The sequence below is a fragment of the Williamsia herbipolensis genome (genome assembly GCF_000964005.1).
Lineage (GTDB): Bacteria > Actinomycetota > Actinomycetes > Mycobacteriales > Mycobacteriaceae > Williamsia_A > Williamsia_A herbipolensis.
On the sequence record NZ_JXYP01000021.1, the window covers coordinates 222317 to 248221 of the forward strand.

The window sequence follows — 25905 nt, forward strand, 5'->3', positions numbered from 1 at the left end:
GCCGGCACGATGACCACGTGGCAGGTCGCGACCGTCGTGGGGGCGGTACGCGAGACCGACACCGCCCGGTCGATCTGGCTGCACATCCCCGGGTTCCCCGGCGCTCGCGCCGGACAGCACATCGACATCAAACTCACCGCGCCGGAAAGCTATTCGACGTCGCGGTCGTATTCGCTGTCCGATGTCCGGGAGGGCGACACCGTCGCGGTCGGGGTCGAGGAGCTCGACGACGGCGAGGTGTCGCCGTTCCTCGTCCATGACCTCGAGATCGGTGAACAGGTCGAGATCGCCGGCCCCATCGGCATACAGTTCGTATGGCCCCCGCTCGACACCGGCGCGGGCGCCGACAGTGGTACCGGCGCGGGCGCCGACACCTCGCGGCCCGTGCAGCTCGTGGCGGGCGGTTCGGGAATCACCCCGCTGATGGCGATGATCCGGCTGCGCGAGACCACTCGCCCGGAGGCGACGATGCGGCTGCTGTACTCCGCGCGCTCCCCCGAGCAGGTGTTCTTCCGCGACGAGTTCGCCGCCTTGGCCGCCGCCGATCGGCTCCGCGTCGACTGGTTCTTCACCCGCACCGCCGGTTCCGGCCCCCGCCCGGCCGGGCGGATCACCCGGGAGGAGTTCGCGGCGGCGATCCTGCCCGTCGCATCCCGTCCGCTGCTCTACCTGTGCGGCTCGACCGAGTACGTCGACACCCTCGGCGAGTGGCTGCTCGACGCCGGATATCCGATCGACGACATCCGCATCGAACGGTTCCTCGCCGCCTGACCCCGACGATCCCCACGCCGACCCGGCCCGCGAACCTGGGCCCTGTCAGTAGGGTCGTCGCAGAGGGGTCGCGTCGACGACCCACCCGCGTGACGACAGAGAAAAGGTGAGCGATCGTGAGCTTTGAGCAGGCAGCAGAACGTGCCGACACCGCGGCAGGGATCGCCGCGATCGCGAAGTCCCACCTCGACGGCGATCGCGGGCACGCGTTGCTCGCGGAGTCGGTCGAGACACTGGCCCAGGCGGTCGCCGCCCTGGCGCGCGCCCAGACCACGGACTGACGCGGCGTCAGTTCACCGCGAGCCGCACCACCAGCGCCCGGTGATCTGACCCCGACACCGAGACGGTGTGCAGTGATCGCGCGATGAAACCGTGCGACACAACGTGATCGATGGCGATCACCGGAGGGAACCATCGGTCGGCCGGGTAGGTCATCGCCCAGCGCGCCCCGGCTTGATCGGTCGCGTCACCGAAACCGTTGTCGGCCAGCGCCCGGAATTGCTGGTGATCCCAGGTGGAGTTGAGATCGCCGCTGACGATCACATGATCGCCGCGGGTGCCGTGGACGGTCTCCCGCAGGGTGCGCATCTCCCGCACCCATCGATCGGGTGCGTAGGGGTACGGCGGGATCGGGTGCACGGCGAACACCGTCGTCGCCGGCGCGCCGGGCAGATCGACGACCGCCCGCAGATTGTTCAGGGAGTAGCCGTCGAGGGCGATGGTGTCGCGCAACGGGTATCGGCTCGCGATGGCCGTGCCGACCCCACCTGTCCCCGGGACCGCGTACAGGTAGGGCAGCGTCGTCCGCAGATCGGTGGCCTGCAGTCGCGTGAGTGCCTGCGGTGTCAGCTCCTCGATCGTGAGCAGATCGGCGCGCTCGCGCGACACGATGTCGACGACCTCACCCACATCCCCGGCTCCGAGCTTGATGTTCGACTGCACCACGACCACGTCGCGACCCGCCGGCGCGGTCGACGCGACCAGCAGCGGTAGCTGTGTGGTGAGACCGGCGACCGCGAGCAGCAGTGTCAGGGCCACCGAGATCCACCGGCGCGTCAACCCCAGCAGGAGTAGTGCGGGCACCGCGGCGAGCAACAGCCACGGGACCGCCGAGGCGAGGGCCGTCGAGACGCGGCCGCGTCCCGGATACCAGTGCAGCCACAGAGCCATCACCACGGCCGCGGCCAGCGCCCAGCCGACGAGCGCCGCGACGACTGTCGCCGTGCGAGCCAACGGACCCCGCTCGCGCGCGACCGTTCTCACCACGCGCGCACCGACAACCGATCAGGCACCGAAGACCTTCAGGACCACGGCTTTCGCACGGCGGGTGACGCGCAGATAGTTGTCGAGGAACTCCGAGGCCTGGTCCTCCGGCCATCCCGCGGCGAACGCGACGGCGCGCAGTTGCTGCCCCGGCCCGGGCAGTTGATCGATCGCCTTGCCGCGCACCAACACCAGGGCGTTGCGGGCCTTGGTCGCGGTCAACCACGCCTCCTTGAGCAGGCCGACATCGGTCTCGGAGAGGATCTCGGCCGATCCGATCGCGTCGAGGCACTGCAGTGTCGAGGTGTTGTGCAGTGACGCCAGGCGGTGGCCGTGGCGCAACTGGAGCAGCTGCACCGTCCACTCCACGTCGGCGAGACCGCCGCGACCGAGTTTGGTGTGCGTCGCCGGATCGGCCCCGCGCGGCAGACGCTCGGCGTCGACACGCGCCTTGATCCGACGGATCTCGCGCACCGCGTCCGCCGAGACACCGCCGTCGGGATACCGGATGCGATCGGCCATGTGCAGGAACGCGACACCGAGATCCTCGTCGCCGGCGACCTGGTGGGCGCGCAGCAGCGCCTGGATCTCCCAGGGCTGCGCCCACTGGGTGTAGTAGGCGCGGTACGCCGCCAACGTCCGGACCACGGGGCCGTTTCGCCCCTCCGGCCGCAGACCGGTGTCGATCTCGAGCGGCGGGTCGGCGCTGGGGGTGTTCAGCAGGGTGCGCACGCGGTCGGCGATGGTGTTGGCCCAGCGCATCGCCGCCGCCTCGTCCACCTCGTCGTCCCCGCCGCCCTCGGGCCGGATCGGATCGCACACGAACAGCACGTCGGCGTCGGAGCCGTAGCCGAGTTCCTGACCGCCGAGGCGGCCCATGCCGATCACCGCCATGCGTGCGGGGGCGGGCACGCCACGGGCGGCGGCCGATTCGGCGATGACCACCTTGAGCGCCGCATTGAGGACCGCGGCCCACACACCCGACAACGCCGCACAGACCGCCGGTGTGTCGAGCATTCCGAGGATGTCGGCCGACGCCACCCGGACGAGCTCGGCCCGTCGATGCGACCGGGCGACGGCGATGGCGCGCTTCGCGTCGGGCTGGCGCACCGCCGAGGCGACCAGGCCGTTGGCGACGTCGGCGATCGGCACCTCGCAGAGCTTCGGCCCCGACGCGGAGTCGGTGTAGAGCCGGATCACCTCGGGTGATCGCATGAGGAGCTCGGAGACGTACGCCGACGCCCCCAGGACGTGCATCAGCCGCTCGGCGACCAGACCGTCGTCCCGCAGCAGCCGCAGGAACCAGTCCTGATCGGCGAGGCTCTCGCACAACCGGCGGTAGTTCAGCAGGCCGGCATCGGGATCGGGTGTGTTGCTGAGCCATTCGAGCAGGGTCGGGAGCAGCAACTCCTGGATCTGCCCGCGGCGACCGGCCGACGACAGCAGTGCCCGCAGATGACTCAGCGCGTGGTCGGGTTTGGCGTAGCCGAGCGCGGCCAGGCGCTTGGTCGCCGCCGCGTCCGACAGCCGCAGTTCGTCGGCGTCGATGCGGGTGACGGCGTCGAGCAGCGGGCGGTAGAACAGCTTCTCGTGCAGACGCCGCACCCGCAGCGACTGCCTCCGGATCTCGGCGCGCAACGACGCTGCCGCGTCGAGGTCGCCCTCGGGCCGGATGTGGGCGGCGCGGGCGAGGAACCGCATCGCCTCACGGTCGTCGAACTCGGGCAGCAGGTGCGTGCGCTTGAGCTTCTGCAGCTGCAGCCGGTGTTCGAGCAGTCTCAGGAACTCGTACGACGCCGTCAGGTTGGCCCCGTCGTCGCGGCCGACGTATCCCCCGGCGGTGAGCGCGGTGAGTGCCTCGACGGTCGACAGGACACGTAGCGAGTCGTCGACGCGACCGTGCACCAGTTGCAGGAGCTGGACGGCGAACTCGACGTCGCGCAGGCTGCCGCTGCCCAGTTTGAGTTCCCGGGACCGCAGGTCGGGGGGCACCATCTTCTCGACCCGCCGGCGCATCGCCTGGACCTCCGGTACGAAGTCCTCGCGTTCGGAGGCCTCCCACACCATCGGTGACACCGCGTCGAGGTACTCCGCGCCGAGGCCCATGTCGCCGGTCATGGGACGCGCCTTGAGCAGCGCCTGGAACTCCCAGGTCTTGGCCCACCGCTGGTAGTAGGCGACGTGGCTGGCCAGTGTGCGGGTGAGCGCGCCCGCCTTGCCCTCCGGTCGCAGGGCCGCGTCGACCTCGAAGAACGCCAGCGTCCCGATCCGCATCACCTCGCCGGCGATGCGTGCCGACATGCCGTCGGCGGGGTCGCTCACGAAGATGACGTCGACGTCGCTGACGTAGTTCAGCTCGCGCGCACCGCATTTGCCCATCGCGATGATCGCGAGACGCACCGGTAGCGGCGCGTCGCCGCACACCTCGCGGATCGCGACGGCGAGCGAGGCGGTCAGCGCGGCGTCGGCCATGTCGGCGAGGTACCGGCCCACCTGCGGGAACCACAGCACCGGTTCGTCCTCGACGGCGGGCGCGAGATCTCGGGCTGCCAACTGCACCAGGATGTTCCGGTAGGCGGTCCGCAGCGCGACGACCGCGGCGGGCCCGGACACCCCGGCGCGGTAGATGCGGTCGCCGCGTTCGAGGGCGCCGGGTTCGGGTGCCGCGTCGACCGCGGCCAGCATGGTGGCCAGCACCTCGTCGAACCCGGGCAACCCGTCCTCGGTGGTGCCGTCGGGGTCGAGCAGATGCCAGGTGTCGGGCTCGGCGACGAGGTGATCGCCGAGGGCCTCCGACGCACCGAGCACCGCGAACAGCCGCCCACGGAAGGTGCGTCGCATGCGGATGCGGTCGTCGACCTCGGCCCACGCGTCGCCCACTGCGGCACGCAACCGGATGAGCGCCCGCAGCGCGAGGTCGGGGTCGGGGGCGCGCGACAACGCCCAGAGCACATCGAGGTGGGCGGGTGTGGTCCACCCGAGCGCCGCGAGGTCACCGGGGGCGGAGTCGTCGATCAGTCCGAGACGTGCCGGCCCGGGCACCACGGCCCGAGAGGAGAGGGAACTCACGGACACGACCGTAGTCGCCGCCACCTCCGCCGCGTGCGCGCGAGGCTGCCTCGCGTCGGTCCTACAGGGCCAGGTAGCTCTTCAGCTCGAACGGCGTGACCTGGCTGCGGTAGTTGTTCCACTCGGTCCACTTGTTGCGGAGGAAGTAGTCGAACACGTGCTCGCCGAGCGCCTCGGCCAGCAGTTCCGACGACTCCATCGCCTTCAACGCGTCGCCGAGGCTCCCCGGGAGTTCCTTGTAGCCCATGGTGCGACGCTCCGCCGACGTCAACGCCCACACGTCGTCCTCGGCCTCGTCGGGCAGTTCGTACTGCTCGGCGATGCCCTTGAGTCCGGCGGCCAGCAGCACCGCGAACGTCAGGTACGGGTTGCAGGCCGAGTCGGGGCTACGGACCTCGATGCGTCGCGACGACGCCTTGTTCGGGGTGTAGAGCGGCAGACGGATCAGTGCCGAGCGGTTGGCGCCGCCCCAGCTCGCGGCGGTCGGGGCCTCACCACCGTGGATGAGTCGCTTGTAGCTGTTGACCCACTGGTTGGTGACCGCGCTCAGCTCGGAGGCGTGGTGCAGGATGCCCGCGATAAAGTGCTTGCCCGTCTGCGACAACTGCATCGGGTCGTCGGGGTTGTGGAAGGCGTTGGTGTCGCCCTCGAACAGGCTCATGTGGGTGTGCATCGCCGAGCCGGGATGCTCGCTGAAGGGCTTGGGCATGAACGTCGCCCACACGCCCTCACCGATCGCGACCTCTTTGACGAGATAGCGGAACGTCATCACGTTGTCGGCCATCGACAGGGCGTCGGCGTACCGCAGGTCGATCTCCTGCTGACCGGGCGCGCCCTCGTGGTGGGAGAACTCGACCGAGATACCCATCGACTCCAGCGCGTCGATGGCGTGGCGTCGGAAGTTCGGCGCGCTGCCGTGCACGACCTGGTCGAAATAGCCGCCGGTGTCCGAGGGGGTGGGTGGCGACCCGTCGGTCGGGGCGTCCTTCATGAGGAAGAACTCGATCTCGGGGTGGACATAGCAGGTGAACCCCTGATCGGCTGCCTTGTTGAGCTGGCGTCGCAGCACGTGGCGCGAATCGGCCCACGACGGCGTGCCGTCGGGCATCGCGATGTCGCAGAACATGCGGGCCGAGTGGTGCTTGCCGCCGCTCGTCGTCCACGGCAGGACCTGGAAGGTCGACGGGTCGGGCTTGGCGATGGTGTCGGCCTCCGACACCCGCGAGAAGCCCTCGATCGACGAGCCGTCGAAGCCGATCCCCTCGGCGAAGGCGCCTTCGAGTTCGGCCGGCGCGATGGCCACCGACTTCAGATATCCCAGCACGTCGGTGAACCACAGACGGACGAATCGGATGTCCCGTTCTTCGAGGGTACGAAGGACGAATTCCTTTTGGCGGTCCATGGATCAGAGGCTAGAAGCGCGCTGTTAAATCTGTGTTACGGACACGCATCGAGCCCGCCCAACTGGGGCTGCGGTGACCCCGTCTCAGCATGTGACACCCACCGGCGGCAGCGTGAGATCGACGAGGTACTTCGTCAACGGGTCGTCGAGGCACGCGTTGCCCTCGAACGACGCGGTGTGCTGGGTTCCCCGGAACGTCATCAGGCGGGCGCCGAGCTGCCCGGCCAGCGAGACCCCGGCCGCGTACGGCGTGGCGGGGTCGTCGGTGGTCGAGACGACCACCGTGGTCGGGAGACCGGCCGCGGCGATCCGGTGCGGTTGTGAGGTGGGGGGCACCGGCCAGAACGCGCACTCGTCGGCCGAGCCGCGCCCGGTCCCCCGACCGTCGTCGCGGAACGGTGCCGCGCGACGCAGGTCGGTGTCGAGCCGGTCGAGCGTGGCGCGGTCGGTGATGGGTGGACCGTCGACGCAGCGGATGGCGGTGAAGGCGTCGGCGCTGTTGTCGTAGCGGCCCGATCGGTCGCGACCCTCGTAGAGATCGGCCAGCCGCAACAGGGTGTCACCGCGCCCACCGGCGAGTTCGGCGAGGCCGTCGCGCAGGTACCGCCAGAGGTTCTTGCTGTAGAGCGCCTGCCCGGTGCCGGTGAGGGCGTCGCCGTAGGTGAGCCCGCGCGGATCGGTCGTCGGCGTCGGCCGCCCGATGAGCGGGCGCGTCAGCTCCTGGTAGCGAGCCGTGGCGCGCGCCGGATCGGTACCCAGCGCGCACCCGCGTCGGGTGACACAGTCGGCGGCGAAGCCGTCGAACGCGCGCTGGAATCCCGCGGTCTGCGCGACGACGTCGGCGACCGGGTCCGCCGACGGGTCGACGGCGCCGTCGTTGACCATCGCCCGCACACGGGTCGGGAACCGCTCGGCGTAATCGGCGCCGATGAGCGTGCCGTAGGAGTAGCCGAGGTAGTTGAGCTGCTCGTAGCCCAGGGCTCCGCGCAGGACGTCCATGTCGGCGATGACGTCCGCGGTGCCGACGTGGGCGAGGAAGTCACCGCCCATCTGCCGCGCACACGCCGAACCGACCGCGGCGTTGCGTTTCTCGACCGCGGCGATGCCCGCGGGGCTGGTGTCGACCCAGTCCCGGGCGCGCACCGCGTCGCGCTCGGCGTCGGTGCGGCAACGGATCTGCGGCGTCGACAGTCCGACACCACGGGGGTCGAACCCGACGATGTCGAGGGTGCGACTGACATCGCGGTCGGCGAAATCCGAGGCCACCGAGGCCATGAAGTCGACGCCCGATCCCCCGGGCCCGCCGGGGTTGGTGAGCAGGATCCCCGTCGCGCGCTCGGCGGCCTTGAGCCGGAACACCGCGAGCGACGCCGTCGCGCCGCTCGGATCGGCGTAGTCGACCGGGACGGTCAGTCGTCCGCACTGACTGCGTTGCGCCGGGTATCCGCCGTCCGGGGCGAACTCCGCACACGACCCCCACGCGATGCGCTGGCCGTAGAAGCGGCCGAGCGGACCCCCGACCGGCGCGGCCGACGGGTCCGGCGCGACCGAGGTGTCCGAACCGTTCGACGTCGAACCCGTCACCGGTGTGCCCTGATCGAAGCGCTGCGTGGAGGTGCTCGCGCATCCGGCGAGCAGCAGCACCGCGGCGAGAACCGACCAGCGCAGGCCCCGACGGTGCCGGCGGGACGATTCGACTGGCGACGTCGGGAGCGGCATCGACCCATCGTGGCACGGCACGTGACGGCTCGACCTCCGCGAGCGCCACGCACCGGCGGTGTGAGACACGGCACACCGCGCAGACCTGGGATGTCGCGGTGTACGGGTGCCACACTGGTGGCGTCCACATCCACCCGGGTACTCGCGCATCGCGAGACTCGAGGCACGAAAGAGACGATGATGTCCGACAGCTCTGTCTACGGCGCCCCTTCCACCGCGCCGACCTCTCCCCGCCGCGCGACCCGCGTCCACCACCTGGCCCAGATGAAGGCCGAGGGTGAGAAGTGGTCGATGCTCACCGCCTACGACTACTCGAGTGCCCGCATCTTCGATGCCGCGCAGATCCCGGTGCTGTTGGTCGGCGACTCCGCGGCCAACGTGGTCTACGGCTACGACACCACCATCCCGGTCTCAATCGACGAACTCCTGCCGCTGGTCCGCGGCGTGGTGCGCGGCGCCCCGCACGCTCTGGTCGTCGCCGACCTGCCGTTCGGCAGCTACGAGGGCGGCTCGGCGCAAGCACTCACCTCGGCCATCCGTTTCTTCAAGGAGGGCGGGGCGCACGCGGTGAAGCTCGAGGGGGGTGAGCGCGTCGCCGACCAGATCGCCACCCTGAGTGCCGCGGGCATCCCGGTGATGGCCCACATCGGGTTCACCCCGCAGAGCGTGAACGGACTGGGCGGCTTCCGCGTCCAGGGCCGTGGCGACGCAGGCGACCAGCTCGTCGCCGATGCCATCGCCGTCGCCGAGGCCGGGGCGTTCGCCGTCGTGATGGAGATGGTCCCGGCCGATCTGGCCGGCCAGATCACCCGCAAGCTCACCATCCCCACCGTCGGCATCGGCGCCGGTAACGAGACCGACGCCCAGGTCCTCGTGTGGCAGGACATGGCCGGCTTCACCCACGGCAAGACAGCCAAGTTCGTGAAGCGCTACGCCGACATCGGCACCGACCTGCGTGTCGCGGCCGAGCAGTACGCCGACGAGGTGCGCCGGGGACAGTTCCCCGGACCCGAGCACAGCTACTGAATCGACACCGCGCGCCGAGCCCGGCGCGCATGATCGCGATCCGATCGTCACCGACGGACGTGCCGCCACCTCGGGCACACCCGGCATGATGGACCGATGCGCGATTTGTACCCGGCGATCGAGCCGTACCAGCAGGAGATGCTCGACGTCGGTGACGGACAACGGATCCACGTCGAGTGCAGTGGCGACCCCGAGGGCAAGCCGGTGGTGTTCGTCCACGGCGGTCCCGGTGGGGGCACGTCACCGGATCAGCGTCGGTTCTTCGATCCGACGGCCTACCGGATCATCCTGTTCGACCAACGCGGGTGCGGACGATCGACCCCGCACATCGCCGACGGCGCCGATCTCTCGGTCAACACCACCGCGCACCTGATCGCCGACATGGAACGCATCCGCACCCATCTCGGGGTCGAGCGGTGGCAGGTGTTCGGCGGATCGTGGGGTTCCACGCTGGGACTCGCCTACGCCCAGACCCACCCGGAGCGTGTCACCGAGCTGGTGCTGCGGGGCATCTTCCTGCTGCGCCGCAGCGAGATCGACTGGTATTACAACGGTGGCGCCGCACACCTCTTCCCGGACCTGTGGGAGGGCTACCTGGCGCCGATCCCCGAGTCCGAACGCGACGGCGACCTCGTGGCGGCCTACGGGCGACTGCTCGCCTCCGACGACCCCGACGTACGGTCCGCCGCCGCCACGGCGTGGACGAACTGGGAACAGAGCACCAGTCATCTGCTGCCGACCCCGGACGCCGACGACGTCGACACCCGTTTCGATCTCGCCTTCGCCTCGATAGAGAACCACTACTTCACCCACGGGGGCTTCCTCGACGACGGTCAGCTGCTGCGCGACATCGAACGCATCGCCCACATCCCCGGCGTGATCGTGCAGGGCCGATACGATGTGGTCTGTCCGATGCGCAGCGCGTGGGATCTGCACCGCGCGTGGCCCTCTGCCGATCTGCGCATCGTCGACGATGCCGGCCATGCCTCCTTCGAGGCCGGGATCAAACACCATCTCGTCGAGGCGACCGACCGCTTCGCACGCACACCCGCCACGACCGACGACAAGGACGCACGCCAGTCATGACCGCGCACGAGCAGATCGAGATCGAGCTGAAGTTCGACGTCGCGGCCGGGCGACCGATCCCCGATCTCACCGCGCTGCCGGGTGTCGCCTCGACGTCGGAGCCGATCGAGGAGAACCTCGACGCCACCTACTTCGACACCGAGAACCTCGATCTCGCCGACAACCGGATCACGTTGCGTCGCCGGACCGGTGGCCATGACGAGGGGTGGCATCTGAAGCGGCCGGCGGGCGCGGGCGGGCGCCGCGAACGGCAGGTCCCGCTCGATCCCGACGATGCCGATCCGGCGACCGGTATCGCCCACGCCACGGTCCCCGCCGAGCTGCTCGAACCGGTCCGCGTACACGTGCGCGGCCGGACGCTGTCGCCGGTGGCGGTGATCGGCACCCGACGTCAGATCACCGAGGCACGCGGCGACGACGGCCGTCTGCTGGCCGTGTTGTGCGCGGACCTGGTGACCGCACGGTCCCTGCTGCCCGGCGGCACCGGACAGACGTGGTCGGAGTGGGAGTTCGAACTCGTCGGCGAGAACGGGGGCGACACCGATCTGCTCGGGCCCGCCGAGGAGCTGCTCCGCGGGGCCGGCGCCACCACCGCCTCGAGCGCGTCGAAACTCGCCCGCACCATCGGCGCGATGCCCGGCCACCGCTCGACGAAGCCGCTGCCGACGAAGCCGACCGCACTCGAACTCGTGATCACCGAACTGTCCCGACACCGCGATCAGCTCGTCGAGTGGGATCCGGCGGTACGTGCCGACGCCGACGACGCGGTCCATCAGATGCGGGTGGCGACGCGCAGACTCCGCAGCGTGCTGCGCGCGTTCGACTCGGTCCTCGGCGGCGCCGCCCGCGACACCATCGGCGACGAGCTCAAGGAACTGGCCTCGGTGCTCGGGGTCGCACGCGACGCCGAGGTGACCGCGCAGCGCTACGCCGAACTCCTCGCCGACGAGAACGCCTCGGACGCACTACGCGCGGCGCTCGTCGACGAACAGACCCGCCGGTACCGCCGAGGGCTGCGTGTCGCGGTCACGGGGATGAACTCCGCCCGCTACTTCGCCCTGCTCGACGCCATCGACGAATACCTCGTCGATCCCGTCGCCGGTCCCGACGCCGAGCGGCCCGCGAAGAAAGCCCTGCGTGACGCCGTGGACGCCAGCCGCCGTTCGGTGCGCAAGGCGCAACGGAGGCTCGCGAGGCACGACCGGGACACCGAGGAGTGGACCGAGCAGATGCACACGGTCCGCAAGAAGGCGAAACGGCTGCGCTACATCGCCGAGGCGGGCGCGACGCTCGGCATCTCCCGACACAAGCAGGTCGGCGCGACAGCGAAGAAGATCCAGTCGCTGCTGGGTGACGCCAACGACGCGACGCTCAGTCGCGAGCTGCTCGCCGAGGTCGCGACGACTCTCAGCTCGCCCACCGACGCCTTCGTCCTGGGCCGTCTCGACGCCCGCGAGGAGGAACGCCACGCCGAGGCGCTGCGCCGCTACGACGCCATCGCCGACGACCTGTAGCGCGTCGGCCCGGGGAGCGGGCATCCACGAGGGGGTGCGAACGAGTCGACCTGTAAGCCGGATCCTGTCCCGACCGCGAGGGTCGTGGGCGATCATCCATCTGGACACACCGTCGCCGGGTGCCTCGAGCGGTCCACCCGCAGGCTCGGGCGAGCAGCCCTCGAACGCCTGCGCAGCCGCACCTCGCGGTGCGACCTTCGACCTTGCTCCGGGTGGGGTTTACCGAGCCGCCGTGGTCACCCACGGCGCTGGTGCGCTCTTACCGCACCGTTTCACCCTCACCGACCCCCGCACCCGAGGGCGCGGTGTCGGCGGTCTGTTCTCTGTGGCACTTTCCCGCGGGTCACCCCGGGTTGTCGTTAGCAACCACCCTGCTCTGTGGAGTCCGGACTTTCCTCGATCACGGGCGTGTCACCCTCGCGGGTGACCGTTCCCGCAGACCGCGATCGCCCGGTCGGCTCGTTCGCCGGTTTATGATAGCCGCCGTTCGTCCCATGCCCGATCGTCGTCGCGCCCACGGCGGGATCGGCATCGGACCGGCGACGCGCATCAACCTGGGGGGTTGGACCTTGAACACACCGCACACGACGACGTCCGACACGGCAACGGCTCCGACGAGGGCCCTCGCGGTCCTTCTCGCCCTGGTCGCGGTCGTCACCGCCGCCGCGATCTCGCCGTCGATCGCGCAGGCGGCGCCTCCGACACTCACACCCGGCGTCACCACGACACCGCCCGCCGCGGGCGCCACGGCCGCACGGGTCGTGTCGGTGGTGATGACCGCGCCCCAGAAGGCCCGGCTGCGCGTGTTCTCCCCGTCGATGCGGAAGATCATCTCGGTCGACGTGCTCCTCCCCCGTGACCGGAGCCGGCCGCGACCGTCGCTCTACCTGCTCGACGGCATCGACGCCGGCGTCCTCACCGGATACCGCCAGAGCGGGTGGACCGATCAGACCGACATCGCGCGCTTCATGGCCGACAAGTCGGTGAACGTCGTCCTCCCGATCGGCGGGACCGCGAGCTACTACACCGACTGGGATCGGACCGATCCCGTTCTCGGCGTGAACAAGTGGGACACGTTCCTCTCGTCGGAACTGCCCCCGGTCATCGACCGGACGTTCGCGGGCAACGGCGTCAACGCCATCGGAGGTGTCTCGATGGGCGCCACGGGCGCGATGATGCTCGCCGTCCGTCACCCCGGTCTCTATCGCGGCGTGGCCGCGTTCAGCGGATGCCTCGATCTCCTCGATCCCAACGCCGCGGCGGCCACGCAGGGCAGCATCCTGACCCGCGGCGGCAACCCCGACAACATGTGGGGCCCGCCCGGTGACGCACAGTGGCGGGCACACGACCCCGCCTCGCAGGTCGGCGTGCTGAAGGGGACCTCGCTCTATCTCGCCGTCGGGAACGGTCTCCCCGATTTCTCGCTGGGCCTCGCCGGCCTGGCATCGCCTGTCGGTGGGGTGTTGGAGAGCGGCGCGTTGACGTGCACCCGGTTGTTCGCCGGCGCCGCCCGCCGGGCCGGGGTGGCGACCACGATCAACTATCGATCCGGCCTGCATTCGTGGGGCTACTGGAATCAGGACCTGCATCGCTCGTGGCCGACGGTGGCCCGCGCCCTCGGGGTGCCCGTCGGCCGACGGTAGCGTCCACTGCCGCGACGGCCGCGGGGACGACGGCGCTCCGACGACCGGGGCCGGGGCGCTACCCTGACGCGGTGGCCCGCTACGTCGCTCTGCTCCGAGGCATCAATGTGGGTGGCGTCCGGGTCGGAATGTCCGATCTGCGAGACGAATTCGGACGTCTCGGGTTCGCCGACGTGCGGTCGGTGCTCGCCACCGGCAACGTCGTGTTCGACGCCGGAGACGACGCCGCACCGTCGCAGTTGCGCGCAGTGATCGAACCGGCCCTCGGACAACGGTTCGGCTACGAGGCGTTCGTGTTCGTCCACAGCGTCGACCAGGTCGCCGCGGTCACCGCTGCGTATCCGTTCGACGAGAGTGACGGCGTCCACGCCTATGTCGTGTTCGTCGCCGACACCGCGGTCCTCGACGAACTGCTCGGCGTCGACATCGACGGCGACGTCGAGTCGGTGGCCCGTGGGGACGGTGTCGTCTACTGGTCGGTGCCGCGGGAGCAGACGCTCACGAGCGCTTTCGGCAAGGTGCTGGGCGAGTCGAGATACAAGGCGACGACCACCAATCGCAACCTCCGCACCCTCCGCAAGATCCTCGCCTGAGGCCCCGGGGACGACAGACATGATGGCAGCGGGCGCCGTGGCGCTCATGGTGGTGGCGCTCGCGTTCGCGGTGTGGCGTCCGCGGGGGCTCCCCGAGGCGACGGTCGCGGTCCCCGCGGCCGCGATCGCGATCGCCGTCGGCGCGGTGACACTGGGTGAGGCGTTCGACGAGATCCACCGTCTGACGTCCACCGTCGCCACACTCGCTGCGCTGCTGGCGCTCTCGCACGGGTGCGAGGTCCTGGGCGTGTTCGAGTGGGTGTCGCGGCAGATCGGCCGCGCCGGCGCGGGCAACGGTCGACGACTGTTCGCGTTGGGCTTCGTCGGGGCCGCCGTCACGACCGCGGCCCTGAACCTCGACGCCACCGTTGTGCTGTTGACGCCGGTGCTCATCGCCGTGACGCGGGGACTCGGCGTCGGCCCTCGCCCCCTGTCGGTGGCGACGATCAGCCTGGCCAACGCGGCGTCGTCGCTGATGCCGGTCTCGAATCTCACCAACCTGCTGGCGTTCTCGGCGACGGGCCTGAGCTTCGGGCGCTTCACCGTCCTCATGGCGCTCCCCTGGCTCGCGACGCTGGTGGTGCAGTACGCGGTGCACCGCTGGTGGTTCCGTCGCGAGATCGCCGAGATGCCCGAGAGCGATCCGCAGGAACCCGGACCGCCGCCGGTCACCGCGCTCTGCGTCCTCGGCGCGACTCTGCTCGGTTTCGTCCTGTCGTCTCAGGTCGGCGTGGAGCCGGTGTGGTTCGCGACCGCCGGAGCTGTGGTGCTGACCGTGATCGCGATGGCGCGCAGGAAGTCCGGGGTGACCGACGTCGTCCGCGCCATCAACCCGCTGTTCCTCGTGTTCGTGTTCGCACTGGGGGTCCTGGTCGCGGCGATCGCCGACGGCGCGATCGGTCGGTGGTTGGCGGGAATCGTGCCGAACGGGTCGGGACTGCTCGCGCTGCTGGGCATCGCCGCGATCGGCGCGGTGGTCGCGAACGTCATCAACAACATCCCGGCGACGCTGTTGCTCCTCGCCGCGATGTCCGGCGCCCCGACCGTCGCGCTGCTCGCGATGCTCCTCGGGGTCAACATCGGTTCCAACTTCACCTACGTCGGCTCCTTGGCGAACCTGCTGTGGCGGCGCATCGTCAGTCGCGACGGCGTGGCCGTCTCCGCCGCGGGATTCTCCGCCCTCGGCCTCGCCGCCGGACTCCCGTCGATCGTCGCCGCGGTCACCGCGCTGTGGTTGGTCGCCTGAGCGCGCGGTCAGCCACGGCATGGCATGGCCACTGCATCACGCCGCGTAGGTGACGAGACCGCGTGGCCAGGTGACGTCGAAGGAACGCCGTTCCGGCGTGGCGTCCGTCGACGGTTCGGCGATGTCGTCAGACGTCGGAGCGGGTGGCGCCACCGATCCTTCGAGCGTGTCCCGGTGTCGCAAGAGCAATTCGTCGATCCGGTGCAGGTGGTTGGCGCGGATCTGGTCGGGCGGGTCGGTATTACGACGCCACCCGTAGCGACCCTTGTCGGGGCCGTCGGTGATCTTCCCCGTCGCCCATTGGTGGGGTTCAGAACCGACGGCGCGGTTGTGTCGGCCGCACGCCGGTGCCATGTGTGGCGAGTCGGTAAGTCCGCCGTCGGCCCAATCGCGTTCAGCGTGATGCATTTCGGTGTGCGCGAACGGTGTCGTGCAGTCATCCTTGCTGCAGCCCTTGTACTGCGAGAAGGCCATCAACCGCTGCGCTTGGGACGCGAGCCGGCGGCCGCGGCCGAAGAACAAGGGCTCGTTGGTGACGTCGTCGAACACGGCGAGGTGGGGCTGTGCATCGGCAGCCAGCTTCACGACATCGCTGATCGGCAGGTCACTGCCCGTGGCGGTACGTGCGACACCGGCGTGCTCGCGTAACTGTGCGTCGGTGATGGAGACGATGATCTGCGGCGGCAACCCCCGGTGCGACCCACCGAGGAGGCCACCGTTGACGGCGGCATCGAGCAGGGCTGTGAAGGCGTCGTGGTTGCGTTGGCTCTGGCTGCGGTAGTCCCGGTCAGCTGCGTCTTTGAGCAGTTCCGGGTCGGCATCGCCGTGATCACCCTTCGGTGACTGGTCGTCGTCAGGATTGTTCATCCCGGGCGCCGCCCACTTGGCGAGCACGACGTCGAACAGGGCCCGCGTGATCGGATCGAGTGTGGCGGTGAGTTTCGACATCAACTGGCTGTCTTGGCAGCCGAGGTTGAGTTTCCGGTTGCGTGCGCGATCGCGGTCGTCGGTCAGGGTGCCGTCGGGATCGAGGTGGGCGAGGATCCGCACGCCGGCGGCGCCGATCTCTTTCGGCGTCAACGTCGTCGCGAACTCGGCGAGAGTCTGTTCGGCGAACGCCCGGTGTTCGGCATCCACCGCTGACGGGATCTTCTTCAACACGTCGAGAACCGCATGCACGTGATCGGGTCCGATCGTTCCGGCCGCCAACTCGCGAGCGGTGTTCGGGCACACCGGCGGCAGCTTCTCACCGTTCATCGCGTGCATGGGTTCCAGCGATCGGACTGCGTCGAGCCTCTTCTTGGGGTGGGTGATGCGCAATTTCGTCTGCAGGAACTCGAAGACGGTCACGCATCCCACGGTCCGGTGGGCGTCGCGATCGGAGACCTCGAGGATGCGCTGGTTGCCGATGGATTCCATTCGGCGGATGGTGTGTTCGTGGCGGATCGCCAATTCGGCGACGGTCTCCTCGTCGCACGCTGAGGAGTCGGATTCAGCGATCTTGTTCAAGATCTGTTCCAGGGCAACGTAATCCGCCACGAGATCGTTCACCGGCTGTCCCCCTCCCCAGGTGTGACTGTACGTCTATTCTAGCACGCGTGTTCGAGGGTGTGGGAGGTTGATTATCGTGAATAGTGTTGAACGTGAGTGTATTTCGGGTGGATGGTTGCGTTCTACCGCCGCTGACGGTGCGGAAGCCGGCCGTCGAGTGTGCGTTGTCTCCTCGTCGGCGTGCGGTGTGCTGTCAGCACACTCGACGACCGTTTCCACACAGTCAGCCGTGTCGGCATACTTCCCGCTGTGGCCATCTTCTGCTACCGCTGACGGTGCGGAAGCCGGACGCCGAGTGTGCGTTGTCTCGTCGTCGGCGTGCTGCGTGTTGTGAGCACACTCGACGACCGTTTCCACACAGTCAGCCCCGCTGTAGGCGCGTCAGGCGAGGTGGTTCGTGTCGTTGACGAGACGGACCGAACTGCCTCCGTCGGCGTAGAACTCGGCCGTCGAGAGCGACGCCAGGTCCAGGTGGAGCTTGAAGAGTATCGACGGACCGACGTCGAGGGCATGGCGCAGAACGGTTTTGATCGGCGTGACGTGACTGACCACCACGACGTTGCCCGGCCCGTACTCCGACACCACCTGCTCGGTGGCGACCCGGACGCGCTCGGTGACCACCTCGAAGCTCTCACCACCGGGCGGGGCCACGGTGACGTCGGACATCCACGCGCGGTGCAGCTCCGGGTCACGCTGCATCGCCTCGAGGAACGTCAGGCCCTCCCATTCGCCGAAGTCGGTCTCGGTGAAGCCCTCCACCTCGTGCACCGGCAGTCCGACGCGACGGGCGATGGCGTCGGCGGTGGCCCGCGCCCGCGACAACGGGCTCGACACGATGGCCTTGATCCCGCCGCGCGTGGCGATCCGATGCGCCACCCGATCAGCCTGCTGCACACCGAGAGCGGTGAGTTCGGGGTTGCCGCGGCCGCTGTAGCGCCGGTCCACCGACAGCGCCGTCTGTCCGTGACGGACCAGCACCAACCGGGTGGGCTCCCCCATCGCCCCGGTCCAGCCGGGACCGGTCTTCGCCGCCGCACCCTTCTCGACGGGCGCGGCCGGCTCGGGGGAAGTCGCGACCTGACCGTCGGTCTGCATATCCATCGCCTCGTTGGCGAGGCGGTCGGCGTGCGAGTTCTCGGCACGCGGAATCCAGGCGAAGTCGACGCTCGAGAACTCCGCGACGAGATCCCGCGCCTGAGCCGCGAGGGGGATCATGTCCGGGTGCTTGACCTTCCAGCGCCCCGACATCTGTTCGACGACGAGCTTGGAGTCCATCCGGACCCGCACCTCGTCGGCCCGGATGTCGCGCGCGGCATCGAGCCCGGCGATGAGCCCGCGGTATTCGGCGACGTTGTTGGTGGCGCGGCCGATGTACTCCTTGCGCTCGGCGAGCACGGCCTCGTGATCGGCGTCCCACACGACGGCCCCGTATCCGGCGACGCCGGGGTTGCCACGCGAACCGCCGTCGGCCTCGACGATCACACGCACGCTAGACCCCGGACTCGTGGGTGCGCACGATGATCGCGCCGCACTCGTCGCACCGCAGCACCTCGTCGGCCGGTGCCTGGCCGTAGCGGCTGAGGGTTCCGCGGTCGATCTCCATGCGGCAGGCCCCGCACCGCGCCTGCCGCAGCAGGCCCGCACCGATCCGGCCCTGCGACACCTGCTTGTCGTAGACGGCGAGCAGGGCGTCGTCGATCTGTGCGCGCAGTTCGTCACGGCGGGTGCGCGCGGCGTCGGCGGTCACGTCGATCTCCGACATCGCCGTCGCCGCGGCCGACTCGGCCCGCGCGATCTCCTCCTCGGTCTGCGTCACCAGTGCCCCGCAGCGCAGTTCCTCCGCGGCGGTGGCCTCCTGGCGTTCCATCACCTCGAGCAACTCGTCCTCGGCGACCCCGCGCCGACGGTGCAGACCGGCGATCTCGTGCTCGATCTCGGTGAGCGCCTTACCGGTGAGGGTGCCGCCGTTGAGAAGGGCCGAGTCCTTCGACAGGCGTGTGGCGAGAACGGCGATGTCGTTCTCGAGTCGCCGTACCTCGCGGGCGAGGTCCTCGGCCGCGATCTGGGCGGCGATGGTCTGATCGCGGTACTCGCGCAGCGCCTCGGTCAGCTCGGCGACCCGCGCGGCCTCCGGCGAATGGGACCGCCGATGGGTGGCCCTCGAGACCCCGGCATCGACCTCGGCCAGGTCGAGGAGAGCTCTCTGATCGGCCGGATCTGCCTTCATGTCGCGAGGGTGTCCTGTTCTGTAGGGGTTCTCGCGACACTACCGGTCGGCGTCGGTCCTCTTCGTGACACCGCTGGTCCGGGGTGCGCTGTGCAGCGTGAACGGGTCGGTCGGCCGGTCGAAGACCGTGATCACCACCCCTGCGTCGTGGGCGTCGAGAACCCCGGCGACCTGCTCACACCAGGGGAACTCGGTCGCCCAGTGTCCGGCGTCGACGAGCGCCGGGCTCCCGGCCCGCAGGTGTTCGTCGGCGGGGTGGTGTCGCAGATCCGCGGTCACGTACACGTCGGCGCCGGCACCCGCCGCGGCGTCGATCAGCGAGTCGCCGGCTCCACCGCACACCGCGACCGTCGAGATCATCGCGTCCGGATCGCCCGCCGTCCGCACGCCCCACGGCGCGGTCGTCAGCGAGGTCGCCACGTGATCGGTGAACGCGCGCAACGACATCGGCTCGGCGAGGGTGCCCACCCGCCCGAGACCGATGCCGGAGGGGGTCGAGGCGAGTTCGATGAGGTCGAAGGCGGGTTCCTCGTAGGGGTGTGCCGCGCGCAGGGCCGCGAGCACCGCGTCGCGCCGGCTGCGGGGTGCCACCATCTGCATCCGGTCCTCGGCGACCGAGGTGATCTCGCCGACGGCACCGATCGCCGGTGTCGCCGCGTCCCCCGGCAGGAACTCCCCGGTGCCGGCGACGGTGAAGCGGCATCGGCTGTACTCGCCGATGGCCCCGGCGCCCGCGGCGAACATCGCCTCGGCGACTGCGTCGGTCGCGGCGCGCGGGACCATCACCACCCACGAGTCCAGCGGCGGGCTCGGCGCCGGCGACAGCGGTCGGGTGTCGGTCACGCCGAGCGCGTCGGCGAGGGCGTCGGACACCCCGGGGCGGGCGATGTCGGCGTTGGTGTGCGCGGTGTAGAGCCCGCACCCCGAGCGGATGAGGCGGTGGATCAACCTGCCCTTCGGGGTGTGGGCGCCGACGGTGTCGACACCGCGCAGCAGGAGCGGATGGTGCGCCACGATGAGTTCGACGCCGGTCGCGACGGCCTCGTCGACGACCGCGTCGGTGACGTCGACGCAGATCAACACCGCGGTGACCGTGTCGCCGGGATCGCCGCAGACGAGACCGACGCTGTCCCAGGACTCGGCGTGTCGGGGCGGGTAGGTCGCGTCGAGCAGTTCGATCAGATCGCGTAGGGCGGCCACGTCAGTTCCCGTCGTCGATGTCAGTGCCTGGGGTGTCGAGATGCTGGTCGGCGTCGTCGCCGCCGCGCCAGGCGGCGATCAGCCCGGCGACGACGTGGGGTTCGCGGACGGCGAGCCGGAGGTGGTCGGGACCGAGACCGGCGAAGTTCGCGCAGCTGCGCACCGCGTGACCCGCCCGCGCGAGGTGGTTCTTGCGCGCGGTCCCGTCGATGGTCCGCACCAGCACGAACGACGCCGCGGGCGTGCCGCACACATCGATGCCGGCGTCGGTCAGGGCTGCACACATCGCCTCGCGGTCGGCACGCACGATGCGGGCCTGCGCGCGCGCGTGGGCCCTCCCCCGGTCCGACAACGCGGCGCGCAGAGCGGTCAGCTGCAGGGTGCCCACCGGCCAGTGCGGGCGACCCGCGGTCAGGTCGGTGATCACATCGGCTGTCGCGCAGAGGTATCCGGCACGCAGCCCCGCCAGGGCGAAGGTCTTGGTGATGCTGCGGATCACGATGACGTCCGGGTGGGCGATCCCGACGAGGGATTCCGGTTCGTCGATCTCCTCCCCTGCGCGCACCGTGAGGGTCACGTCGGCGAACGCCTCGTCGACCACGACGATCCGTCCCGGACGCCGCAGGGACTCGATCGCCTCGCGGGTGTGCAACACCGAGGTCGGGTTGGTGGGGTTGCCCACGATCACCATGTCGGCGTCGTCGGGCACGTCTGCGGCGGCCACGTCCCACGGCTCCGGGCACACGACACGGGTCACCTGCACGCCGGCCGAGGTCAGCACCCGTTCGGGCTCGGTGAAGGTGGGGGCGATGACGACGGCGGTGCGTGGACGCAGCCGGGCGAGCAGCGCGAATCCCTCGGCGGCCCCGGCGAGGGGCAACACCTCGCGGCGGTCGCGGCGATGGGCCTGGGCGATCGCGTCGACCGCGGCGTCGTGATCGTCTCGCAGGGGATAGCCGGCCAGGTCGGGGAGCCGCGCGGCGAGTGCATTGAGCATCCAACCCGGAGTCCGGCCGCGGACGTTGACGGCGAAATCGACCATGCCCGGGGCGACGTCGTCGTCGCCGTGACGGTCGAGTGCGGTGAGGTCGCCGGCCGCGGCGGTCCGGTGGTGCGTCGCCGACGGGATCACAGCTCACGACTCTACTTCGCGCCCCTGCGTGGCCCGGGCGGCGCACGTCGGGTGACAATGGTGGTGTGCCGGTCTCCACCGATCCCGCCGCGGCGACGACGACCCTGTTGTTCGACCTCGACGGCACCATCACCGATTCCTTCGACGGCATCGCCAACAGCTTTCGCCACGCGCTGGCGACCATCGGCCATCCCGAGCCCGATCCGACGCTCGTCGAGGGCATCGCCGGGCCGCCCATGCTGGACACGCTGCACACGCTGGGTCTCGACGACGACCGTGCGGCCGCCGCGATGGACGCCTACCGGACGCGCTACACCGACATCGGGTGGCTGGAGAACTCGGTGTTCCCCGAGATGGACGCGATGCTCGGCGACCTGGCCTCGGCCGGACGCCGGATGGCCGTGGCCACCTCGAAGAACCAGACGACGGCGACGCGCATCCTCGAGCACTTCGGTCTCGCCGACCATTTCACGGTGATCGCCGGCGCCAGCGACGACGGGACCCGCCGCACGAAGGGCGACGTGGTGGCGCACGCGCTGTCCGGGCTCGGGGTCGCCCCGACCGCGTCGGCCGACGGCGGGACACCCGACGTGGTGATCATCGGTGACCGCTCCCACGACATCCATGGCGCCGGCGCGTTCGGGATCCCCGCGGTCCTCGTCGGCTGGGGCTACGCGCTCGAGGGCGAGGGCGCCGACGCGCGCTGGCAGGTGTCGACGGTGAGTGAGCTGCGCGAGGTGCTCGGTGTCTGATCGCCTGCACATCACGTTCGTCTGCACCGGCAACATCTGCCGGTCTCCGATGGCCCAGAGCATCGTGACCCACGCCGTCGCCGACGCCGGGCTGGCGGATCAGGTGCTGATCGACAGCTGCGGCACCGGCTCGTGGCACGTCGGCGAACCGGCCGACGATCGGGCGCGGGCCGAACTGCGCCGGGTCGGCTACTGCGACGAGCACTCCGCGGCGGTCCTCGGCTCCGAACACGTCGGCGCCGACCTGCTGGTGGCACTCGACCGCAGCCACCTGCAGGCGTTGTCGCGCAAGCGGCTCGGCGACCGGGCCCGCCTGCTGCGCAGTTTCGACCCCGCCGCGACCGAACCCGACGTGGCCGACCCGTATTACGGCGACCAGGCCGATTTCACCCGCGTCCGTGAACAGATCGAGGCCGCCGTACCGGGCCTGCTCGACTGGATCCGCGAGCAGTTGGCCCGGTAGGGCGGTCGATCACCCCTGCGGGTCCGGCACAGCCCGCGGGATCAGATGGTGACGGGCTCGATCAACGAGTGCGCGAAGCGCATCTTCTCGAGCACCTTGGCCGGCAGCACGAACGGGTAGAGGTCCTGGTGACCCATCGAGCGGTTGATCTGGTTCAGCGACCACGACAGCGGCAGCCACCACTCGATGATGCGGTCGAAACCGACGTCACCGGTCAGTGAGCTGGCCAGCGTCGCGCCGGCCGGGGCCATCGCGAAAGCCGCTGCGGTGTCGAGGGTGTCGCGGATGTGGAGGTAGTGGGCGAAGGTCTCGGCCCAGTCCTCGGCCGGGTGCATGGTGGCGTACGACGAGACGTAGTCGGACTTCCAGTCCGAGGGCGGGCCGTCGTTGTAGTGGCGGTCGAGCGCGGCCTGGTAGTCGTCGTCGGGGTTGCCGAACAGCTCCTCGAACCGCTGGCGGTGCTCGCCGTCGCCGACGAGTGCCATCTGGTAGTAGTGGCCGATCTCGTGGCGGAAGTGGCCGATCAGCGTGCGGTAGGGCTCGTCCATCGAGACGCGGAGCTGTTCGCGGTGCACGTCGTCGCCCTCGGCGAGATCGAGGGTGATGACCCCGTTCGCGTGACCGGTGATGACGTTCTCGTGCGCGCTGGACAACAGGTCGAACGCGAGACCGGTGCTCGTGTCGTCGTCGCGTCCGACGATGGGCAGGTTCAGTTCGGTCAGCTCGAGCACGACCCGGCGCTTGGCCGCCTCGGCGTCACCGAACTCGGTGAGTGCCTCGGTGTCGCCGTCGCCGGGGCGTGTGCGTGTGAGCCGGCAGGACTCGCAGAGACCGTCGTCGTCGGCGTCCTTCGTCACGAGCCAGTTGCACTTGGCGACGACGTTGTTCGCGCACCGGATCATGGTCGACCCGTCGATCTCGGTCTGACCGTTGTCGTCGAGGGTGACGATGGTGCGTGAGGGGAGGTGGAAGCCGAGCGCGCTGGCGCACTTGAGGCAGAGGGTGTTCTCGAAGGAGAGCTGCTGGCCGCAGTTGCGGCAGGCGAAATCACGCATGATGGGGGTGGGTCCGTTCGGTGAGGCACCTGCGCCCTGCGGGCGCCGAGGTGAGGTTCGCCGGACCGCGAGGCGCGCTCACGGCGGCGGCTTCGCGTGAGGGCCTGTCGGGCTCCGGCCGTCTCAGCGTAGTCGACACATGCAGGTCGGCTCACCGATCTGGCGCACCCGTCGACCCATGCGGGAGGTTGTACCGTCGAGGTATGCGAGTGCTCCGCGCCTTCCTGCGTCCCGGTTGGGTGGTTCTCGCGCTCGTCGTCGTCGCGTTCGCGGTGGCCTGCTTCTGGGTGCTGGCGCCATGGCAGCTCGGCAAGAACGGTCGCACCGAACACCAGAACGATCTGATCAAGAGCGCGGTGTCGAAGGCGGCGGTCCCCATCGACACCGTCTACCCCGGCTCGGGGCCGGTACCGACCGACACCGAGTGGCGGGAGGTCTCGGTGACGGGCAGCTACCTGCCCGAGGCGCAGGCGGTCGTCCGGCTGCGATCGGTCGACGACAGTCCCGCGTTCGAGGTGCTCACACCGTTCCGCACCTCCGACGGCCGGATCTTCGTGGTCAACCGCGGCTACGTGCGCCCGCAGCAGGGCACCGCACTGCCGCCGGTGACCGCGGCGCCCGCCGGCACGACCACCATCGACGCCCGGATCCGCCAACCCGAGGGCACCAGCCCGGGCAAGGGGCCGCGCACCGAGTCCGGGGTGCTGCAGGTCTACACGATCGACCCGGCCGTGCTCGGCCGGACCGTCGGGTTGACCACGATGCCCGCCTATCTGCAGCTGTCGTCGGGGCAGCCCGGCAGCCTCGCCGAGATCCCCATCCCCCAGCTCGACTCCGGCCCGTACCTCTCCTACGGCCTGCAGTGGATCGCGTTCGGCGTGATGGCCCCGCTGGGCCTGTTGTATTTCGTGCGATCGGAGATCCGGCATCGACGCGCGGCCAACGCCGCCCGCGCCGAGACCGCCGAGCGCATCCGCACCGGAGCCGCACCGCCCGATGCCCTCGAGTCCGCGGCGCTGGCCGAATCGGCGCTGTCGGAACGCGCGGCCCGGGCAAGACAACGGCGCAAGGAACTGACGTCGGCGTCGTCGACGGGGATGGGACAGACGCGGGTGCGCGGCACCATCGGCGCCGGCCCCGATCAGGCCGTCGCAGGCGAGGACCGGGTACGCGGCAAGCTCGCCGACCGGTACGGCGACTAGTTCCCACGCCTCCGGGGGCGCACACCGACGGTGCTCGCCGCCGAGGCGAGGACCGCACTCACCAGCTGTACCCGCCGCGAGAGCGTGATCGCCCGGCGCAGGTCGGCCACGTCGGGTGCCGGACCGTCGCCCAGGCGCGGCCGCTCCTCCACACGGTGGCGATATACCGTGGTGCCGCCGAGTCCGATGCCGAGCGCGCCGGCGAACGACGACTCGACGACACCGGCGTTCGGGCTCGGGTGCGCTCGCGCGTCGCGGCGCCACGCCGACGCGGCGCCGGTGGGCCGGCCACCGATTGCGATCACGATCACCCCGGCCAGACGCGCGGGCACCAGATTGGCGACATCGTCGAGACGTGCTGCTGCCCAGCCGAATTGCTCGTAGCGCGGCGTGCGGTGGCCGACCATCGCGTCGAGGGTGTTGATCATCCGGTACGCGATGAGTCCGCGCACCCCACCGACAGCACCCCACACGAGCGGCGCGACGGTGGCGTCGGAGGTGTTCTCGGCCACCGATTCCACGGTCGCGCGGATCATCCCGGCGCGATCGAGGCTCTCGGGATCGCGGCCGCACAGGCTCGGGATGAGTGCCCGGGCCGCCTGCTCGTCGCCGGCGTCGAGGGCGTCGGCCACCGCCGTCGCGACGCGGGTGAGTCCGGTTCCGCCCAGTACCGTCCACGTCGCGGCCGCCGTGGCCGCCGCCGCGCCCGGGCCGCCGACACGTCGCAGGGGCTCGGCGATCGTCAGGACCGACACCAGGCAACCACCGACGAACACGACGCCCGCCCAGCGGTTGTCGCGGTACACGACCCGCTCGAGACGCCCCGCGAGGGTGCCCATGCCGGCCACCGGATGCCCACGCCGCGGATCGGCGAACACCAGGTCGACGCCGAGGCCGGCCACCAGCCCGAGTGCACGTGCGACACGGCGGGCCGACGGGGGGTTGTTCACCGACACCACCCTGCCACGCGGTGTCTGCTCCCGGCGTCCGG

At 70.2% G+C, this 25905-nt stretch carries 22 protein-coding genes and 1 other RNA gene; 11 read left to right on the top strand and 12 right to left on the bottom strand.

All coding sequences use genetic code 11. The annotated features are described in order from the left end of the window. The first annotated feature begins 9 nt into the window (after positions 1-9). Together TU34_RS12285 and TU34_RS23910 are read left to right on the top strand one after the other, a co-directional pair. Positions 10-771, top strand: a complete 762-nt coding sequence (locus TU34_RS12285) for an FAD-binding oxidoreductase (RefSeq protein ID WP_045823126.1) — start codon at positions 10-12, stop codon at positions 769-771. Between the two features lie 116 nt (positions 772-887). Continuing rightward, on the top strand, positions 888-1052 hold the full coding sequence (locus TU34_RS23910) for a hypothetical protein (RefSeq protein WP_160298525.1): 165 nt from the start codon (positions 888-890) through the stop codon (positions 1050-1052). Positions 1053-1059: 7 nt separating this feature from the next. Here the strand turns inward: TU34_RS23910 and TU34_RS12290 are convergent, their stop codons facing one another. The 4 genes from TU34_RS12290 to TU34_RS12305 form a co-directional block, all read right to left on the bottom strand. After that, positions 1060-2037: an endonuclease/exonuclease/phosphatase family protein gene (locus TU34_RS12290; protein WP_052688888.1), complete on the bottom strand. Its 978-nt coding sequence runs from the start codon at positions 2035-2037 to the stop codon at positions 1060-1062. A gap of 18 nt (positions 2038-2055) precedes the next feature. Beyond that, entirely contained in the window at positions 2056-5103 is a 3048-nt protein-coding gene (locus TU34_RS12295) for a bifunctional [glutamine synthetase] adenylyltransferase/[glutamine synthetase]-adenylyl-L-tyrosine phosphorylase (RefSeq protein WP_045823313.1), read from the bottom strand. Positions 5104-5164: 61 nt separating this feature from the next. After that, the gene (glnA, locus tag TU34_RS12300; RefSeq protein WP_045823127.1) at positions 5165-6505 is read right to left on the bottom strand and encodes a type I glutamate--ammonia ligase; all 1341 of its coding nucleotides are present in this window, start codon (positions 6503-6505) and stop codon (positions 5165-5167) included. An 84-nt stretch (positions 6506-6589) separates the two neighbouring features. After that, positions 6590-8224: an alpha/beta hydrolase gene (locus TU34_RS12305; RefSeq protein WP_082080209.1), complete on the bottom strand. Its 1635-nt coding sequence runs from the start codon at positions 8222-8224 to the stop codon at positions 6590-6592. Between the two features lie 180 nt (positions 8225-8404). Between TU34_RS12305 and panB the strand changes: the two genes are divergently transcribed. The 3 genes from panB (at position 8405) to TU34_RS12320 (ending at position 11850) form a co-directional block, all read left to right on the top strand. Then, positions 8405-9250 carry a 3-methyl-2-oxobutanoate hydroxymethyltransferase gene (gene panB, locus TU34_RS12310; RefSeq protein WP_045823315.1) on the top strand — a complete coding sequence of 282 codons (846 nt, stop codon included), beginning with the start codon at positions 8405-8407 and terminating at the stop codon, positions 9248-9250. Positions 9251-9346: 96 nt separating this feature from the next. Further along, positions 9347-10336: a prolyl aminopeptidase gene (gene pip / locus TU34_RS12315; RefSeq protein WP_045823128.1), complete on the top strand. Its 990-nt coding sequence runs from the start codon at positions 9347-9349 to the stop codon at positions 10334-10336. Then, positions 10333-11850, top strand: coding sequence for a CYTH and CHAD domain-containing protein (locus TU34_RS12320; RefSeq protein ID WP_045823129.1), 1518 nt, complete (start codon positions 10333-10335; stop codon positions 11848-11850). Before pip ends, TU34_RS12320 begins: the two co-directional genes overlap by 4 nt. A gap of 37 nt (positions 11851-11887) precedes the next feature. On the opposite strand, the gene rnpB is transcribed toward TU34_RS12320, so the two are convergent. After that, positions 11888-12312, bottom strand: an RNA gene (gene rnpB / locus TU34_RS22370) — RNase P RNA component class A. A 32-nt stretch (positions 12313-12344) separates the two neighbouring features. Here rnpB and TU34_RS12325 point away from each other — a divergent pair. The 3 genes from TU34_RS12325 to TU34_RS12335 all read left to right on the top strand — a co-directional run bounded on the left by TU34_RS12325 (position 12345) and on the right by TU34_RS12335 (position 15332). Then, positions 12345-13493 (top strand): alpha/beta hydrolase, encoded by a 1149-nt coding sequence (locus TU34_RS12325; protein ID WP_082080210.1) that lies wholly within the window; start codon positions 12345-12347, stop codon positions 13491-13493. A 71-nt stretch (positions 13494-13564) separates the two neighbouring features. Further along, a complete protein-coding gene (locus TU34_RS12330; protein WP_045823130.1) occupies positions 13565-14086 on the top strand; it encodes a DUF1697 domain-containing protein in 522 nt (173 codons plus the stop codon). A gap of 19 nt (positions 14087-14105) precedes the next feature. Then, positions 14106-15332, top strand: a complete 1227-nt coding sequence (locus TU34_RS12335; RefSeq protein WP_238981270.1) for an SLC13 family permease — start codon at positions 14106-14108, stop codon at positions 15330-15332. A 36-nt stretch (positions 15333-15368) separates the two neighbouring features. On the opposite strand, the gene TU34_RS12340 is transcribed toward TU34_RS12335, so the two are convergent. The 5 genes from TU34_RS12340 to cobC form a co-directional block, all read right to left on the bottom strand. Then, positions 15369-16883 carry a DUF222 domain-containing protein gene (locus tag TU34_RS12340; RefSeq protein ID WP_052688889.1) on the bottom strand — a complete coding sequence of 505 codons (1515 nt, stop codon included), beginning with the start codon at positions 16881-16883 and terminating at the stop codon, positions 15369-15371. A gap of 381 nt (positions 16884-17264) precedes the next feature. Then, positions 17265-18371 (bottom strand): bifunctional RNase H/acid phosphatase, encoded by a 1107-nt coding sequence (locus TU34_RS12345; protein WP_045823131.1) that lies wholly within the window; start codon positions 18369-18371, stop codon positions 17265-17267. Between the two features lies 1 nt (position 18372). Further along, positions 18373-19110, bottom strand: a complete 738-nt coding sequence (locus TU34_RS12350) for a zinc ribbon domain-containing protein (protein WP_045823132.1) — start codon at positions 19108-19110, stop codon at positions 18373-18375. 39 nt (positions 19111-19149) lie between these two features. Beyond that, positions 19150-20310 carry a Nif3-like dinuclear metal center hexameric protein gene (locus TU34_RS12355; protein ID WP_045823133.1) on the bottom strand — a complete coding sequence of 387 codons (1161 nt, stop codon included), beginning with the start codon at positions 20308-20310 and terminating at the stop codon, positions 19150-19152. A 1-nt stretch (position 20311) separates the two neighbouring features. Next, positions 20312-21442 carry an Rv2231c family histidinol phosphate aminotransferase CobC gene (cobC, locus tag TU34_RS12360; RefSeq protein ID WP_065973585.1) on the bottom strand — a complete coding sequence of 377 codons (1131 nt, stop codon included), beginning with the start codon at positions 21440-21442 and terminating at the stop codon, positions 20312-20314. A gap of 65 nt (positions 21443-21507) precedes the next feature. Between cobC and TU34_RS12365 the strand changes: the two genes are divergently transcribed. Together TU34_RS12365 and TU34_RS12370 are read left to right on the top strand one after the other, a co-directional pair. Beyond that, entirely contained in the window at positions 21508-22194 is a 687-nt protein-coding gene (locus TU34_RS12365; protein ID WP_045823134.1) for an HAD hydrolase-like protein, read from the top strand. Further along, positions 22187-22657, top strand: coding sequence for a low molecular weight protein-tyrosine-phosphatase (locus TU34_RS12370; protein WP_045823135.1), 471 nt, complete (start codon positions 22187-22189; stop codon positions 22655-22657). The genes TU34_RS12365 and TU34_RS12370 overlap by 8 nt, the downstream gene beginning before the upstream one ends. Before the next feature lie 41 nt (positions 22658-22698). Here TU34_RS12370 and TU34_RS12375 read toward each other — a convergent pair whose 3' ends face one another. Beyond that, positions 22699-23712: a zinc-binding metallopeptidase family protein gene (locus tag TU34_RS12375; RefSeq protein ID WP_045823136.1), complete on the bottom strand. Its 1014-nt coding sequence runs from the start codon at positions 23710-23712 to the stop codon at positions 22699-22701. A gap of 203 nt (positions 23713-23915) precedes the next feature. On the opposite strand from TU34_RS12375, the gene TU34_RS12380 reads away from it, so the two are divergent. After that, positions 23916-24914, top strand: a complete 999-nt coding sequence (locus tag TU34_RS12380; protein ID WP_045823137.1) for an SURF1 family cytochrome oxidase biogenesis protein — start codon at positions 23916-23918, stop codon at positions 24912-24914. On the opposite strand, the gene TU34_RS12385 is transcribed toward TU34_RS12380, so the two are convergent. Beyond that, on the bottom strand, positions 24911-25864 hold the full coding sequence (locus tag TU34_RS12385; protein WP_238981271.1) for a cobalamin biosynthesis protein: 954 nt from the start codon (positions 25862-25864) through the stop codon (positions 24911-24913). The genes TU34_RS12380 and TU34_RS12385 overlap by 4 nt on opposite strands. Positions 25865-25905 lie beyond the last annotated feature (41 nt).